At 40.5% G+C, this 14,176-nt stretch carries 15 protein-coding genes and 1 other annotated feature; of the genes, 7 read left to right on the top strand and 8 right to left on the bottom strand.

Features of this window, described 5'->3' with window-relative positions; translation table 11 throughout:
- Positions 1 to 40 precede the first annotated feature (40 nt).
- A complete protein-coding gene (locus JSQ81_RS11415; RefSeq protein WP_212604194.1) occupies positions 41 to 748 on the bottom strand; it encodes a DNA alkylation repair protein in 708 nt (235 codons plus the stop codon).
- Between the two features lie 122 nt (positions 749 to 870).
- On the opposite strand from JSQ81_RS11415, the gene JSQ81_RS11410 reads away from it, so the two are divergent.
- Positions 871 to 1,467: a class I SAM-dependent methyltransferase gene (locus JSQ81_RS11410; RefSeq protein ID WP_212604193.1), complete on the top strand. Its 597-nt coding sequence runs from the start codon at positions 871 to 873 to the stop codon at positions 1,465 to 1,467.
- Between the two features lie 65 nt (positions 1,468 to 1,532).
- Positions 1,533 to 1,907, top strand: a complete 375-nt coding sequence (locus JSQ81_RS11405) for a hypothetical protein (RefSeq protein WP_212604192.1) — start codon at positions 1,533 to 1,535, stop codon at positions 1,905 to 1,907.
- 723 nt (positions 1,908 to 2,630) lie between these two features.
- Here the strand turns inward: JSQ81_RS11405 and JSQ81_RS11400 are convergent.
- Together JSQ81_RS11400 and JSQ81_RS11395 are read right to left on the bottom strand one after the other, a co-directional pair.
- The gene (locus JSQ81_RS11400; RefSeq protein WP_212604191.1) at positions 2,631 to 3,446 is read right to left on the bottom strand and encodes a YitT family protein; all 816 of its coding nucleotides are present in this window, start codon (positions 3,444 to 3,446) and stop codon (positions 2,631 to 2,633) included.
- 44 nt (positions 3,447 to 3,490) lie between these two features.
- Positions 3,491 to 3,740 (bottom strand) — a binding site (T-box leader).
- Positions 3,741 to 3,937: 197 nt separating this feature from the next.
- Positions 3,938 to 4,114 carry a hypothetical protein gene (locus JSQ81_RS11395; RefSeq protein WP_212604190.1) on the bottom strand — a complete coding sequence of 59 codons (177 nt, stop codon included), beginning with the start codon at positions 4,112 to 4,114 and terminating at the stop codon, positions 3,938 to 3,940.
- Positions 4,115 to 4,189: 75 nt separating this feature from the next.
- On the opposite strand from JSQ81_RS11395, the gene JSQ81_RS11390 reads away from it, so the two are divergent.
- Entirely contained in the window at positions 4,190 to 4,612 is a 423-nt protein-coding gene (locus JSQ81_RS11390) for a hypothetical protein (RefSeq protein ID WP_212604189.1), read from the top strand.
- 46 nt (positions 4,613 to 4,658) lie between these two features.
- On the opposite strand, the gene JSQ81_RS11385 is transcribed toward JSQ81_RS11390, so the two are convergent.
- From JSQ81_RS11385 to JSQ81_RS11375, 3 genes are all read right to left on the bottom strand, one after another.
- Positions 4,659 to 5,228 carry a hypothetical protein gene (locus tag JSQ81_RS11385; RefSeq protein ID WP_212604188.1) on the bottom strand — a complete coding sequence of 190 codons (570 nt, stop codon included), beginning with the start codon at positions 5,226 to 5,228 and terminating at the stop codon, positions 4,659 to 4,661.
- 207 nt (positions 5,229 to 5,435) lie between these two features.
- Positions 5,436 to 5,723, bottom strand: coding sequence for a YolC/YozM family protein (locus tag JSQ81_RS11380; protein ID WP_212604187.1), 288 nt, complete (start codon positions 5,721 to 5,723; stop codon positions 5,436 to 5,438).
- Positions 5,724 to 6,343: 620 nt separating this feature from the next.
- Positions 6,344 to 6,976 carry a CBS domain-containing protein gene (locus JSQ81_RS11375; protein ID WP_212604186.1) on the bottom strand — a complete coding sequence of 211 codons (633 nt, stop codon included), beginning with the start codon at positions 6,974 to 6,976 and terminating at the stop codon, positions 6,344 to 6,346.
- 209 nt (positions 6,977 to 7,185) lie between these two features.
- Here JSQ81_RS11375 and JSQ81_RS11370 point away from each other — a divergent pair, with 209 nt between their 5' ends.
- The 3 genes from JSQ81_RS11370 (at position 7,186) to JSQ81_RS11360 (ending at position 10,050) form a co-directional block, all read left to right on the top strand.
- Positions 7,186 to 7,611: a nucleoside 2-deoxyribosyltransferase gene (locus tag JSQ81_RS11370; protein ID WP_212604185.1), complete on the top strand. Its 426-nt coding sequence runs from the start codon at positions 7,186 to 7,188 to the stop codon at positions 7,609 to 7,611.
- Positions 7,612 to 7,802: 191 nt separating this feature from the next.
- Positions 7,803 to 8,339 carry an ECF transporter S component gene (locus tag JSQ81_RS11365; protein WP_212604184.1) on the top strand — a complete coding sequence of 179 codons (537 nt, stop codon included), beginning with the start codon at positions 7,803 to 7,805 and terminating at the stop codon, positions 8,337 to 8,339.
- Between the two features lie 160 nt (positions 8,340 to 8,499).
- On the top strand, positions 8,500 to 10,050 hold the full coding sequence (locus tag JSQ81_RS11360) for a malate:quinone oxidoreductase (RefSeq protein WP_256437734.1): 1,551 nt from the start codon (positions 8,500 to 8,502) through the stop codon (positions 10,048 to 10,050).
- A 55-nt stretch (positions 10,051 to 10,105) separates the two neighbouring features.
- Here JSQ81_RS11360 and JSQ81_RS11355 read toward each other — a convergent pair whose 3' ends face one another.
- Both JSQ81_RS11355 and pgeF read right to left on the bottom strand, forming a co-directional pair.
- Complete coding sequence (locus JSQ81_RS11355) at positions 10,106 to 10,999, bottom strand: DUF2167 domain-containing protein (RefSeq protein WP_212604182.1); 894 nt, start codon at positions 10,997 to 10,999, stop codon at positions 10,106 to 10,108.
- 265 nt (positions 11,000 to 11,264) lie between these two features.
- Positions 11,265 to 12,026, bottom strand: a complete 762-nt coding sequence (gene pgeF / locus JSQ81_RS11350) for a peptidoglycan editing factor PgeF (protein ID WP_212604181.1) — start codon at positions 12,024 to 12,026, stop codon at positions 11,265 to 11,267.
- A gap of 487 nt (positions 12,027 to 12,513) precedes the next feature.
- Here pgeF and abc-f point away from each other — a divergent pair, with 487 nt between their 5' ends.
- Entirely contained in the window at positions 12,514 to 14,172 is a 1,659-nt protein-coding gene (abc-f, locus tag JSQ81_RS11345; protein ID WP_212604180.1) for a ribosomal protection-like ABC-F family protein, read from the top strand.
- Positions 14,173 to 14,176: the final 4 nt, after the last annotated feature.

Genomic DNA, 14,176 nt, shown 5'->3' with positions numbered 1-14,176 from the left:
AAAATTAGCCACCTTGTTTTAGTGGTAAAAGGGACTGTTTTTAACATCTCACATACTTGCGTTTGAAACCAAGTTTATCTCTATCTACTTGTTTTTGTATGCCTTCGGAAGCGTTTAGGAAACTGCTCTTTTTATTGTCCCGTTTGACTTCTACTATACCTACAGCTTTTGCTGTTTCAACGGCTTTTTCGTGGAGTGGTAGATATGAAATCCCTACAGTGGTTAGAAAGTTATTCATAGAGGCTTTCGTTCGTTCTGGCGAATCGTGAATCGTGTTTTCGACGAGATCGAGCATTTTGGAGATCTTGTCCTCCGAAAACTCGGTATCTTTTCGATTACCTAAAAGCCAACAGTAACAACTCCAGCCCGCTGACATCTTCAGTTCTTCGCCGCTCGCGATCCATTTATCAGCGACTTCTTGTGCGATAGCTGATTCCGATAAGGTTACGGCTACTACGTAATCAGAAAGCATATAGAAATACGCCGCATCTATCCAACGATCATAATCGGACTCGGTCATGGCTTTAGGGTCAGCAATAATACCGGCGAAGTACATGGCATCGTAGTTCCCCGTGGCATAAAGTTCTTCAGCTAAAGGCTGATCTTTTTTTATTTTCCTTGCCATTGGTTTCATGGCGCCTGTAGCCACGCCGAAAAGCGGTTCATGCGCGCCATTGGATATATACATTTTTTTCATTCGTTCTTTGCCAAGGTCTTCAAGTTCCTTCATTACCGTTTCTAAATTCATCGATTAGCACTTCCTTTTTTTCTCTAAGTAGACGATGCATATATAAGCTCAATTATACAGTGTCGGATATGGCATTTGTTATAATGACCCTATCTGATTTTATTAAATAGGAGCGTAGAAATGTGGAAAAGAACGTTTTTGAAGAGATGGCCAATAGATATGATTCAGAGGAAAGAGTTGAATTAGCTAAAGTTGTCGTTGGGGCAGTTAGACCAGAATTGAAAGAATGTGAATCGAAGTCTTTAATTGATTATGGAAGTGGTACAGGTCTGGTTAGCTTAGAATTATCGGAATTAGTTGATTCTGTTCTATTGGTTGATTCATCAAAACAGATGTTGGAGGTTGCGGGGGCTAAAATTTCTCAAAGAGGCATCACCAACGCCACGGTACTTCATTCAGATTTCACGGGGGAAACACCAGAACTTGAAGCAGACATCGTTTTAATGTCTCTAGTCCTTCTTCATATTCCAGATACAAGAGGAATTTTACAGGAGTTATACAATGTTTTGAATGAAGGCGGCAAGCTAATTATTGTTGACTTTGACAAAAACGAAGAAATATACCACCCGAAAGTTCATAATGGCTTTGTGCATGAAGAACTGAAAAAGACATTATCCGATGTTGGATTTAAGTCGATTGAAATTAAGACATTCCATCACAGAGAGCGTGTTTTCATGAATCAGGATGCTTCGATGTTTATATCTAGTAGTTTTAAATGATATGAAAGTGTCGGTATGAGTGCGGTGTCATGCAATAAAAAATATAAGGGGAAAGAGAGTTTTACATGAGTAAGAAAAGAATCGAAGAAAGCGTATACCGGAATGCTGCAGTACTGTTGGAGCAAAAAGGATATATAAGTCCGGTCGAATTGTTATTGAAGATGGATCGTCTAAAATCGAAAGAAGTGGAAGATTGGCGATTCAAAAGGATTCCTTATTTGGAACGCGTTATTGTTGGCAATCTAGGAAGATTAAATCATATCTTACAAACTTTAAAGAGGTTTTCGGTAGAACAAAACTTGAAACCATCTATAACAGTATATAAGTCTTGGGGGAAAGGTCCGAAAAAACTGTTGCGGTTTTCTAAAACAGGAAATCCACAATTGGAAAAGATATATTCAACGCATTATGTGAGAAAAAAGAGCAAGAAAGATGAATGAGAGGTGAATGTGAGTAGAGCTTTATGATGGCAAATAGATATTAACAAACCATCACAAGGTAATTGTATGTTTTGATTATTTCCAAATGCTGACGTATAATAAAGATAGAAGTGCATAACATGAAAAAGACCGGATGCACTAACATCCGGCTTTACAACTACTGACCGCAAGAAGAGCGGTTGGTCCTAGTTTGGACAGAAGTAACCGTCAAACCTAACCACAGGGGACGGTTACTTCTTTTTCATTTTGAAAAAGATGACCGATAACAATATGGTGATAATCATTAGCCATACAACGGAAAGTTGTATGAGCAAATTGATTAACTCGAAAGTTGTTATCATTGGCATCACCCCCTCGAAAGGAAGTGACCAACCGCCCATCCTGCATTTGTAGTTGTCATTCTATTCTACCGCATTAGGAACGTTTGTACTAAACTTTACTTCTTTAATTCACACGAAACTTCTCATCCATATCAACAGTCTCGTAAATATTAATAAATGCGTTGTTATCATAATTATGCACAATGCTTCAAATGTAATGTTTCGAAATGTTTTTTAGGTACCTGTGCAAGAAACTAATCTGAAAATACACGACAATTGTATAAAGTGAGAAGGGCAAGCGCATTTTATAACGCTTTGTTGATAGCCCAGTGTATTTTTATCCAAGTCATGGAATTATCATTATTGCACCTTGCACAGGTACCTCCAAAGTACCTTCAAAATTTTAAGCTTCTATATTTCTGTGGAATTTCCCGTCGACCTCGACGGTTTCATACATGTTAATAAACGCATTTTCATCATGTTTTCGGACAATGTCTTTGACGTGCAGTGTTTCGTAACGTGTGAGGACCATCATCAAAATGTCTTTCTTTTCTTGTGTGTAACCACCATATCCCTCTGACATCGTAATTCCACGGTAAATGGATGTGATTAGCTCCTCGCGTATTTCTTGCCCTTTTGTTGTGACGATTTGCATTGTCAGTTTAACGTGATCTGTGAAGACGGTGTCGATCATTTTACCTGTTATGTAAATAGACAGCATTGTATAGAGCGCAATTTCCCAGTCGAAGATGAAGCCTGAGATGAGAACGATGATGCCGTTCATGCCCGTGAGAAGAAGTCCGATGCTGAAAGAACTTGCACGGGAAACGATGATCGCGATAATGTCCAAGCCGCCGGAAGTTCCTGAATACTTTAGGATAAGACCGACGCCAAGACCACCGATTCCTCCGCCGAAAACGGTCGATAACAGCATATTGTCCGTGATCGCGACCTCCGGTATTATATATAAAAATGCAGATAGTGAAGCGACGCAGACCAAAGTGTTGATCGTGATGGTTTTTCCGAGTTTGTAATAGCCTAAAACTAGTAAAGGCAAGTTAAGTAAGAAATTCAAGACACCAGTGTTAAATGGGGTGAGTAACCCGAGTAAGATGGCGATTCCGCTAATACCGCTACTCAAGATCCCGAACGGAACCAGAAAGCAGTTAAACGCAAATGCAACGATCAACGACCCTAGAACAACAACTAAATTCTTCATTAGCAAAACCCCTCTTCTAAAAATTAAAAAACTCGCCCCTTATAAAAAGGGACGAGTTTGTGCTCGCGTTACCACCCATAATTCCGCGGGTTTCTAAAAAAGAAACAAGCGGCTCTCATCAACGTACAATCATACGTCCTCCAGTATAACGGCGGAAATCCGTCAAAGCTTACCATTCTCAGCTTTGCATCTCGGAGATGATTTTCGGATAAGGGCTGTTCATCGACTTTCACCAAGTGCCGACTCTCTGGAGAACAGGGGTCTTTTCGTACTTTTTCTCGTCATAGACTTTTATATAATCTATCAGAGAAAAAATGGCGTGTCAATATGTTATTGCACTATATTAATAAACGAAGTTATTCATTTGGAAATAAAAAAGAAAACGGATTGATTACCGCCAAATAAAAGAAAAAGTCTGATTCCTCTGCCTTTGCAGCAAGGGAACATGATTATAATCTTCCGCAAACATGCCCGACGATGAATAAAACCTTTCATCTTCCAGTATTTTTCTTGTCAATCTTAGTGGAAAACGTAGTCATCAAAACTATAAAAACAGGCAAAAAACTCCATAATAAGAATCCCCACTGATTTGTAATTAAGGATAATACTAAAAAGAAAATGAGCACTGTAATCGCAATGAAAATAGAAGTCTTTTGATATTTAGTCATGCATTTCCTCCTACCCGATACAAGGATAATCTTCATCATTAAGGGAATTATATCTTTTAAAAAGGTGGTGTATTAATGAATAGGATTTTACTTTCCTTATCCATTTTCGCTTTTCTTTTACTTGGTTTTGGTGGAACAACAACGGAAGCCGAGACAAAGACCGAGGTAATCCCCCAGGATCAAGTCCCGAGTTTAATGGAAAGGGCGTTTCTAAGAAGCCTTGGCGGAACAATCCTTGATATCATGAGTAATCACGGTGATAATCAGTTATTCGAATTTGAAAGAATAGAAAAAATCGTCTCTAGAAACGTTCAATATGACGTTACATTAAGAGTCATCGGGTTCGAGGGAGCGCATGGCCCGCCTTACAAGTTAATTCGTATGACCATTCGTATACCAGGGGATAAAAGTGCTGACTATAGTGTTTTGTCTTATTCCCGTCGACATATATCTGAGAGGGAACTTGAGAAATTAATTAAATTTGCTAAGTATGATTAAGTTGTCTATCCCGTCGCAGATTATAAATCCTGATTGTCATTCAGTACTACTTGATTAGGATTTCAATGTCCTTCTCATGTTCTTTTACTAATTCATGCAAAAAGTCATTTGCTTTTTCATTGTATACCTCTAATCCATCCTCGTTATAAGCGTCGGGTTCGCCAAACATTTCTAATGCGTAAGCATCCATATACGCAATTTGTTCACTCCTGATTTCCACGTACTTCCTATAATATTCTTCAGGGTCCATACTTAACTTTTGAGCCTGCGATTCGATAAACTCACGCATGGATTTTCCAAATGGATCTTCTTTATCTCTAAAAGGAAGCATTAACATCGTTTCGGTTTGCTGATCTATGTTATCGGACACATCTATATCCATTCTTTTAGCTTCCTGCAACATTAAATCGAGTTTTACAGCCCCTTCAATATTTTCCAACACCTCATCATCTGGATACAATAATCGCAAATCACCTATTGTAATTTCTTTGCCTTTCACAATTGCCGCAATATCATCGTCATCATAGCCTTTAATACCACTTTGAACATTGGAACCGCATCCCAATAGTGAAATCATTAAAGACAAAGCAATTATTAAAAGAAAAAATCTTTTCAAAAAATCACCTCTGTAATAGGTACCCGTAATTATTTTAGGTACCTGTGCAAGAAACTATTTTGACAATACACTACAATTGCATAATGCAAAAATAGTATGGCCGTTATATAGGTTTTGTAGATACCTTCACGTATTTTTACCCAAGACCATGAATTGTTATAATTGCACCTTGCACAGGTACCGACACAATTGGTTTCACAACAGGATTCATGACCAACGAGAGAATACTTCGATTTCATATTTTTTCAAGTCATCTTTAGACAAGTTGGCTTTTAAAAACTTTTCCACTTCGGATATATCATTTTTATCGTATACATCTATCGTTATAACTGGATCAGTAACGCCAATTTGGGTGCTTTGTACTTCATAATTTTCCCACAAAGAGTTCAAAACCAACTCTGTACTATATGGCTCCTTTTGCAAATACAAAAATACTCCAGATATTACAATAACGCTTGCTAAAATTATGGCTCCAAATTTTCTTTTGCCACCCATTTTTTCTCCCCCTTCCTTTGTGTTCCACAACCTGGCCCGTTTGCGGAAAAATGATCTAAATTTTAGGTACCTGTGCAAGACACTATTTTGACAATACACTACAATTGCATAAAGTGAAAAGAGGAAGTTCATTACATAGGATTTGTAGACACTTCTATGTATGTTTACTCGAACTAGTGAATTGTTATAACTGCACCGTGCACAGGTACCGACATATTCGCTTGTTCATAATTAACTTTATGTCCACAATATAAATACGGATACACCAAGAACGAAAATTGTATTTAAAAGCTGTAATATAAAGTATTCTTTTTTCTTGTAAACTAGCATTTCAACAACCTTAACAAGGCTAGATAATCCTAAAGAAAAGAGCATACCAAATATTAATAAATTCATATTGTCAGGTAGGGTATTCGAATTCGGTAATACAGACGAAGATATAAATATGACCCTAACCGCGAAATAAATTGCAGATAGGGTTAAAAGAGCTTTAATAACAAAAAACAACTTACTTTTTTTATAGTCCTCTCGAACTTTGTTTAACATTTTCAGCTTTAACTCACCACTTTCACAATCTGAACGGTTTGCGGAAAAAGAGGTTTACTGAAGTTCCCTCTTCTTCACCATTGCTTCTCAATTCGATTCGTTTGTAAGATCGTGAACCCGTTTTTGTCCAGCTTGTTTTGCAATTTCTCGAGTTCCTCATCAGTTTTATCGCCTCTGAGTGTAACGACGACTCGTCTAGCGAGTACTGAACCGTTGTCTAGTGTGAATAATCCTTCGATATGCTCACCGCGCAACGTTTTGGTCAATCTCTCTAGCGTGCTTGACGATTCCGAGGATGCGACTGTCATATTGATGCCGCCCGTTTTCAGACCGAATGCATCTTCTAAGACGCTTTCAACTTGATTGTGCGTAAGTATCCCTGTCAGCTTTCCGTCTTTCACGATGCTGATGAACGGCAATGCTTTAATTTCAAGTAGCGCATTTAAGAACGAGACGTTCTCGTCTAGATGAATATCTTGATGTTTCACTAAGTGACTGATTGATTCATTTTCGTCACCGTTTTTCTCGAGAAGATATTCGAGCAGGTCCATTTTATAAATCATACCTCTATAAGTATCATCCGCATCCACGACAGGCACGGATCTATAACCACTGTCATTGATCTTAGCCAATGCTTCCGCAACCGTTTTATCGCTGTTCACAGTCGCTACAGCAATTCTTTTTAACAATAAATCCCCAATATACATGGTCATTCCTCCAAAAAAATAGTTTTCTGTAAAATTATAATCTTTCGATTATATTAAACTTGTTTTCATTATAGTAGATAATCGGTAGGATGTACAAGGTCTTTTTCAATTTCCTGTCGTACTCGAACTCAGTATCAATTGGTCTTTGACGAAAGAAATGCTAGGATAATTATCGAGGAAGTTAATTATAAAAATGGAGTGTGGCGTTCATGTATCGAGTTTATTTGGCAAGTCCTTTTTTCAACGAAAAGGAAATTGAAATCGTTAATCAGGTTGAGGATATTTTAATTGGAAAAGGACTGAATGTTTTTTCACCAATGAAAAACCAATATGATCATCTAGAGGCGGGCGGACGACAGTGGTCCATCGAGACTTTTCGGAATGATGTTAAATTCATTGATTGGTCGGAAATCGTGGTGGGAATCTATCACGGAATGTACTCGGACAGCGGTACGGCTTGGGAGCTTGGGTACGCGTATGGCTCCAATAAACCAGTCATTCTTGTTCACGTCGATGAAATCAGCAGCAACTTGATGGTGCATGAAGGTGCGCACGCAAACTTAACGCTTGAACAACTTAAAGACTATGACTTCACCAAACTGCCGAGTTCTTTTTATACAGGTGAAATGTTCTAAAAATTATATATATGCAACCCGCTAAAGAGCAAGTTTAGCGGGTTATTTTAATCGGTCCATACTTTAGTGCGCTCATTTTTTTCGAACTGACCCCTATGTTTTAGTGTAGATTGATACTTTTAAACATGCCAGCACCGTGCTAAGTTATCAGTATTGATTAAATAAAAACGATTTGGAAGAGGTATGCGACTATGAAAGCAACAACAGCGGGTTATTCGAATTTACGGACTTTTGATCTTATTATTACAGCAATGTTAATTGCGCTTGTATTTGTTGCAACGCTTACGTTAAATATCAGACTGCCAATCGCGGCAAATGGCGGGTTGGTGCATCTTGGAACGGGCATGCTTTTTATCGCGTCGATTTTATTCGGACCTAAAAAAGGTGCGCTTGCCGGTGCGATCGGCATGGGGTTATTCGACTTGGTATCTGGTTGGACATTATGGGCGCCTTTCACCATTGTGGCTCGCGGATTGCAAGGGTATATCGTTGGGAAAATTGCTTGGTCGAACGGTCGTAAGGGAAGCAGTATGTCTTTCAATCTGCTAGCTGCCATCGTATCGATTCCAGTTATGTTAGCGGTTTACTTTCTTTGTGAACGGGTTCTTTTTGGGAGTTGGATTATCCCTGTTGCATCTATTCCTGGAAACTTAGTTCAAAACGTTGTAGGCATTATCATAGCGCTACCGGTTTGTGTTTTATTGAAAAAAGTTTCTGTTTTTAAATAATCGTTTTGATGTGCAAAAACCCTTAGACTAATTTCACTCTTTTTAATCCGACTCAAATGGTCTATAATTAGTAATAGTATATAATTATAAGAATATTAATTTCGATAGATTCTGATAGGGTCCTGGGGAGAAAAAAGTTCATGATGGGGGGTATGTCTCCATCTCTTTAAAAAATCAAAGTATGGAGACGGTGAAAATGAGCAAAGAAAATACAACAGATATTATTTTAATAGGCGCCGGGATCATGAGCGCGACTTTGGGGACGCTCTTGAAAGAATTGGCACCTGACTGGAAGATTACTGTTTTTGAGAAACTTGTAAGCGCTGGCGAGGAAAGCTCCAATGAGTGGAATAATGCGGGGACAGGCCACGCAGCATTATGCGAGCTGAACTATACGTCAGAAAAGCCGGACGGGACAATGGATATTAGCAAAGCTGTCAAAATCAATGAGCAGTTTCAGCTGTCCATGCAGTTTTGGTCTTATCTTGTAAACAGCGGGCTAATCAGTAATCCAGAGGAATTCATCATGCCATTGCCGCATATGAGCATGGTGCAAGGGGAAGATAATGTAACGTTTTTGAAGAAACGTTTTGAAGCGTTGACAGGCAATCCTTTATTCCAAGGGATGGAGTTTTCCGATGATCCAGAAAAGCTGATGGAATGGATTCCATTGATCATGCAAGATCGAAAGTCGAAAGAACCGATGGCTGCAACCAAAATAGACTCCGGAACCGACGTTAACTTTGGTGCGTTAACACGCATGTTGTTCGACCACTTAAAGGGTCAAAACGTTGATATGAATTACAAGCATGAAGTTGAAGATATAAAGCGCGCAGAAGACGGCTCATGGGAATTAAAAGTGCGTAACGGCAGCGGGAAACTTGAACGCCATAAAGCAAAATTCGTCTTTATCGGCGGCGGCGGGGGGAGTATTCATTTACTGCAGAAAACCGGCATTCCCGAATCAAAACATATCGGCGGATTCCCGGTGAGCGGGATATTTTTATCATGCAATAATCCGGACATCACCGCACAGCATCATGCAAAAGTATACGGAAAAGCTAAAGTCGGTGCGCCGCCGATGTCTGTTCCGCATCTTGACACAAGATTTATCGAGGATAAAAAAGAATTGCTATTCGGACCGTTCGCTGGCTTCTCGCCGAAGTTTTTGAAAACCGGTTCCAATATGGATTTAATCACTTCGGTAAAACCGAATAACGTTCTGACGATGTTGGCGGCGGGTGCGAAAGAGATGTCGTTGACAAAGTACTTGATCGAACAGGTCATGTTGTCGAAAGAACAGCGTATCGAAGAATTGCGAGATTTCATCCCGAATGCGAAAGTCGAGGATTGGGATCTGGTCGTCGCAGGTCAACGTGTACAAGTTATTAAAGATACTGTGGGCGGCAAAGGGACGCTTCAATTTGGTACAGAAGTTGTCAGTGCTGAAGATGGATCGATTGCAGCGTTACTAGGTGCCTCACCAGGCGCATCAACTGCGGTTCACGTGATGCTTGAAATATTCAATAAATGTTTCCCGGATCATGTGAATGAGTGGGAACCGAAACTTAAGGAAATGATTCCTTCATACGGCGTGTCACTCGGGCAAAACCCGAAGTTGCTGGAAGAGATTCATGATATGACAGCTGAGACGTTGGGTTTGAAGGAAGCAGCTTCGGAGGAAGAAACTAGGGTTAAAGTTACGAATTGATATATAAAAAAGCTTAGTCCGTTACGGTTAGATCGTGCAGGACTAAGCTTCTTTTTTATTTATTCAAAGGATCCTTTTCTTCGTCTTCCTCTGTTGCAACCACTTCTTGCTCAAATGAAATGGGTTTCTTTTTCTTCTTTCTGATGAATCCCCAAAGTGCTGCAAGACCAGCTACGATTAACACGCCGAACTTTTTGGCGAAAACCAGAATGACCCCTAAAATCCCTACTTTTTTGGCTACAGCTAAACCGGCACCGCCCAAGATTAAAGCATTCAAACCTTGTTCGGATACTTTATCGGTGGACTTGTCAAAGTCTTCATATCTGTTGCCAGCTGTCACTTCTAACTTTGACATAATTTGTTCATTCAACATCTTCTTATCCGCTTCTCTATTTTCTGGGTCGGTCACAAGAACGACTGAGATGTTTCCTTCTCTTGTTAATAGAAGGGTATTATAGTTTAGAAAAGTTACATTGTTTTCGTCTTCAAGCAATAAAGACCATGTGAGTCTATGCGTTTCTTCATCATAATGCGGTTCGATATCCCAACCGGTTACATAGAATCGTTCACCGGGTTCACGGGTTTTATTGTCTTCTTCGGCGCCGTCTTTATAGCTTTTTAATAAAGCTTTGGCATCAATCTTTTCCTTTGCAGCATCTTTAATATGACCGATTTCTTCATAATCGAAAAAAACTGACCAGGTTTGAGATTCGTCCATTGAAAAAATGCTTCCGATTTCAAGACCTGAAACATAATCCCCGTAGTCCTCCGCCATTTGCTGCGTGTTTTTTCCGTCTAGAAAGATGAAATCCGGATCAAGGTCAATCGTCGCCATATCCCCTAAGTCTACTGACGTCCCGCCTTCAATCCATTCATAATCTTCTTCCGCATTTACTGCCGTGCTAAACACCATAAATAATATAGCCATCAATACAATCAATCGTTTCACGTCGCGACTCCCCCAAATTTTTCTATAAGACAAAAATAGTATAGCACGGGGGGATTACCAATTAATACAATTTTTTTAATTGAAATAATATTATTTGAAGAGGAATATGAATGGTCAAAAAGTCCCAACTTGCAAGCAAATTGGATTGAGTGCAAGCAAACCAGTAGTTAGTGCAAGCAAATGTGGTTCGAATGCAAGCAAACCACGTCCGAGTGCAAGCAAACACCCACTAAGTGCAAGCAAAACATTTGCGGGCGCTAAATCACTAACTTTTTCTCATAATAAAACTCAAATGCCTTCCGCACTGTCTATCCTCACGATATGAAAAGCCATTCGGATCTTTATATGTACAAGTTCGATCAATTGTAATTTGATCAACGGGTATGCCCGTCAGTTCTAATTGTTTTTTCACGGTTAATTGATTGTCGATGTGGTATTTATTCGTTTTATCGTTGAAATACATAAACTCGTCCGCATAGCCAAGATCTTTGAATTTCAGATAGACGTCTTCATCGACTTCAAACTTTTCTTGGCTAAGGGCCGCGCCGATTTGAACGCTGAACTCTTTTGGATCGCATTGTTCAACTTGCTTTAAATGCTTGAAAAGCTTCGTTGTAATTTCTTTTACAGTGCCTCCCCAGCCGGAGTGGATGACACCGATGAGGCCGGTTTTTTCATTGTGAAAAATGATAGGCACGCAATCGGCTGTGAAGCTGCACAGGACTATGTTCGGTTCGTAAGTGTAAAGTGCGTCTGTGTCTTGGATGGCGGTTTCTAGCTGCTCAGAACCCCGTCCTATGTCCGAGAGGGTTACTTTGTGGAAGTTGGCGCTGTGGGTTTGATTGGCGCATACGAAAGACGCCAGGTCGCATTGTAAAGACGTGGCTAGTTTTTTTCTGTTTATGATTATATTTTCAGGGTTTTCACATGCGTGAAGCGCCATATTGTTGTTTTCGAGTTCCGTTTCATCTTTCATTGTCATTCCTGCAATGAAGTTTTCGTCATTAACATATCGTTTTGTTTTCATTTCATCACCTATTGTTAATATATCGCAGTGTTGTGGTGATGTATAGGGAATACAGATATCAGGCATATTGCGGCGGATATCCGTCACATAGCCCGATATATCCGACAGATACTCGGTTATACCCGACACAAATGGATGTATATCACGCACATAGCGCAATATATCCGCAAAACGGGACTAATCTCACATAGAATAATCGCTTTCTCACTCACGAAATATTCGAAAATGCTTTTAATTAGATAAATAGAATGCTACAATTGCAGTAATGATACAGAGGAAGGGCTGAGCGTGGAAGATGGACAATTAATCTTTTGATTCCGAGAAATTTGAGTTTGATTCAACGGAAACAGGATTAGTCTGTCTACTTTTACGAATAGTTCCTTCCTCGATGCGCGAGCTAGAGGTTTTTTAAGGTTCTTTTTTAGACTAATCCTTTCGATTAATTTCGAAGGGATTTTTTTGTCCCTTCGTTTATGGAGGAATGTTTATGCTTGTTGGAAAATTGAATGCGGTGTCGGTTAGATATGGAGAAAATGTAATTCTTGATGCAGTGACAGCGGAGATCCCGGAAGGTTCGCGTATTGCGATTGTTGGTCCAAATGGGGCTGGGAAGACGACGCTTTTGTCCGTGTTGGCGGGGGAAACAGCGCTAACATCCGGGACAATACACTGGAATGGAAAAGCGCCCTCGATCACGTATTTTCGGCAGGAACAGGAAGAAGAATCGCAAGTGGACTGGGAACAGGCGGATGCGCATATTTATCGGAAGAAGTGGAATGTGCCCGAAAAGGCGGCGTATCATTTTGCAAGCGGTGGCGAACGGATGAAGATGAGACTTTCCGCCGCGCTTGCTGAACGAAGCAGCTTGGTTTTACTGGATGAACCGACGAACCATTTGGACAGCGACAGTTTGGATGAATTATTACAGATCATTCAAGCGGGAGAGGGGACGCATCTCATCGTCTCGCATGATCGGCATTTCATCGATAAAGTCGCGGATTATGTATTTGAAATCGAGTCCGGGAAGTTGACGGTTTATGAAGGAAATTACACGGATTACCGGACAAAGAAAGATTATGACCGCGAAGTGCAACAACATCATTATGAACAGCAGCAACGCATGATTGAAAGAGTCGAGGGGCAGATGGATCAGCTTGGAAGATGGTCGGAAAAAGCGCATGCGGATTCGACGAAAAAAGGCGGGGCGAAAGAGTATTGGCGCATGAAAGCGAAAAAGAAAGATGTGCAGATTCGTTCGAAGCGAAAACGGCTTGAAGCTGAACTAGATAAGGAACGCATCGATAAGCCGGAGGACGAATATGGCGTTTCGTTTAATATGAAAGGGCGGACGAAAAAAGGCAGACGGGTTCTTGAATTAAAAGGCGTTCAAAAATCATACGACGGAGATGCGTTGTTTACCAATGTCTCATTTACGATGCAGGCGGGTGAGCGAATTGCGCTTGTCGGTCCGAATGGTCCAGGGAAATCGACGCTGTTTCGGATGATTCTCGGTGAGGAGGGGTATGAAGGCGACCTTTGGAAAACAGACGGCATGACAATCGGCTATTTGAGTCAGACGGTGTTGGATTTACCATGGGATTTGACGATGGCCGAATATTTTCACGCGGAAACCTATGAGGCGCAGGGGTTAATTCGCATAAATTTAACGAATCTTGGGTTTTCAGAAAGTCAGTGGAATTTGCCGTTATCGGCGTTAAGTATGGGTGAGCGTGTGAAGGTGAAACTGATGCAGTTCATTCTCGAGGGGACGGATGTGTTGGTATTAGACGAGCCGACGAATCATCTGGATTTGGCTTCCTGTGAAGAACTTGAGCGGACGTTGGACACATTTCCGGGGACGCTGATATTTGCTTCGCATGACCGTTATTTTGTAGAGCGCATGGCGAATGGGTTGCTTATTTTTGAAGAGGGAACAATTCAGAAGTTGCCGATGACGTATGTGGAATGGAAAGAGCGGGGGGCTGTGCCGAAACAGAAGTCGACGGCCGAGGAACGACTTCGTCTGGAAACTGAATTGCAGGCGGTGTTGGGTGAGCTTAGTTTGTTGAAACCGGGGGATAAGAAGTACGAGGAGCTGGATGAAGCGTTTCTGGATTTGAGTAAACGGTTGAGAATGTTGAAGTAGTAAA

The sequence above is a fragment of the Sporosarcina sp. Marseille-Q4063 genome, from assembly GCF_018309085.1.
Classification (GTDB): Bacteria; Bacillota; Bacilli; order Bacillales_A; family Planococcaceae; genus Sporosarcina.
This window is presented reverse-complemented; position numbering and strand designations above follow the sequence as displayed.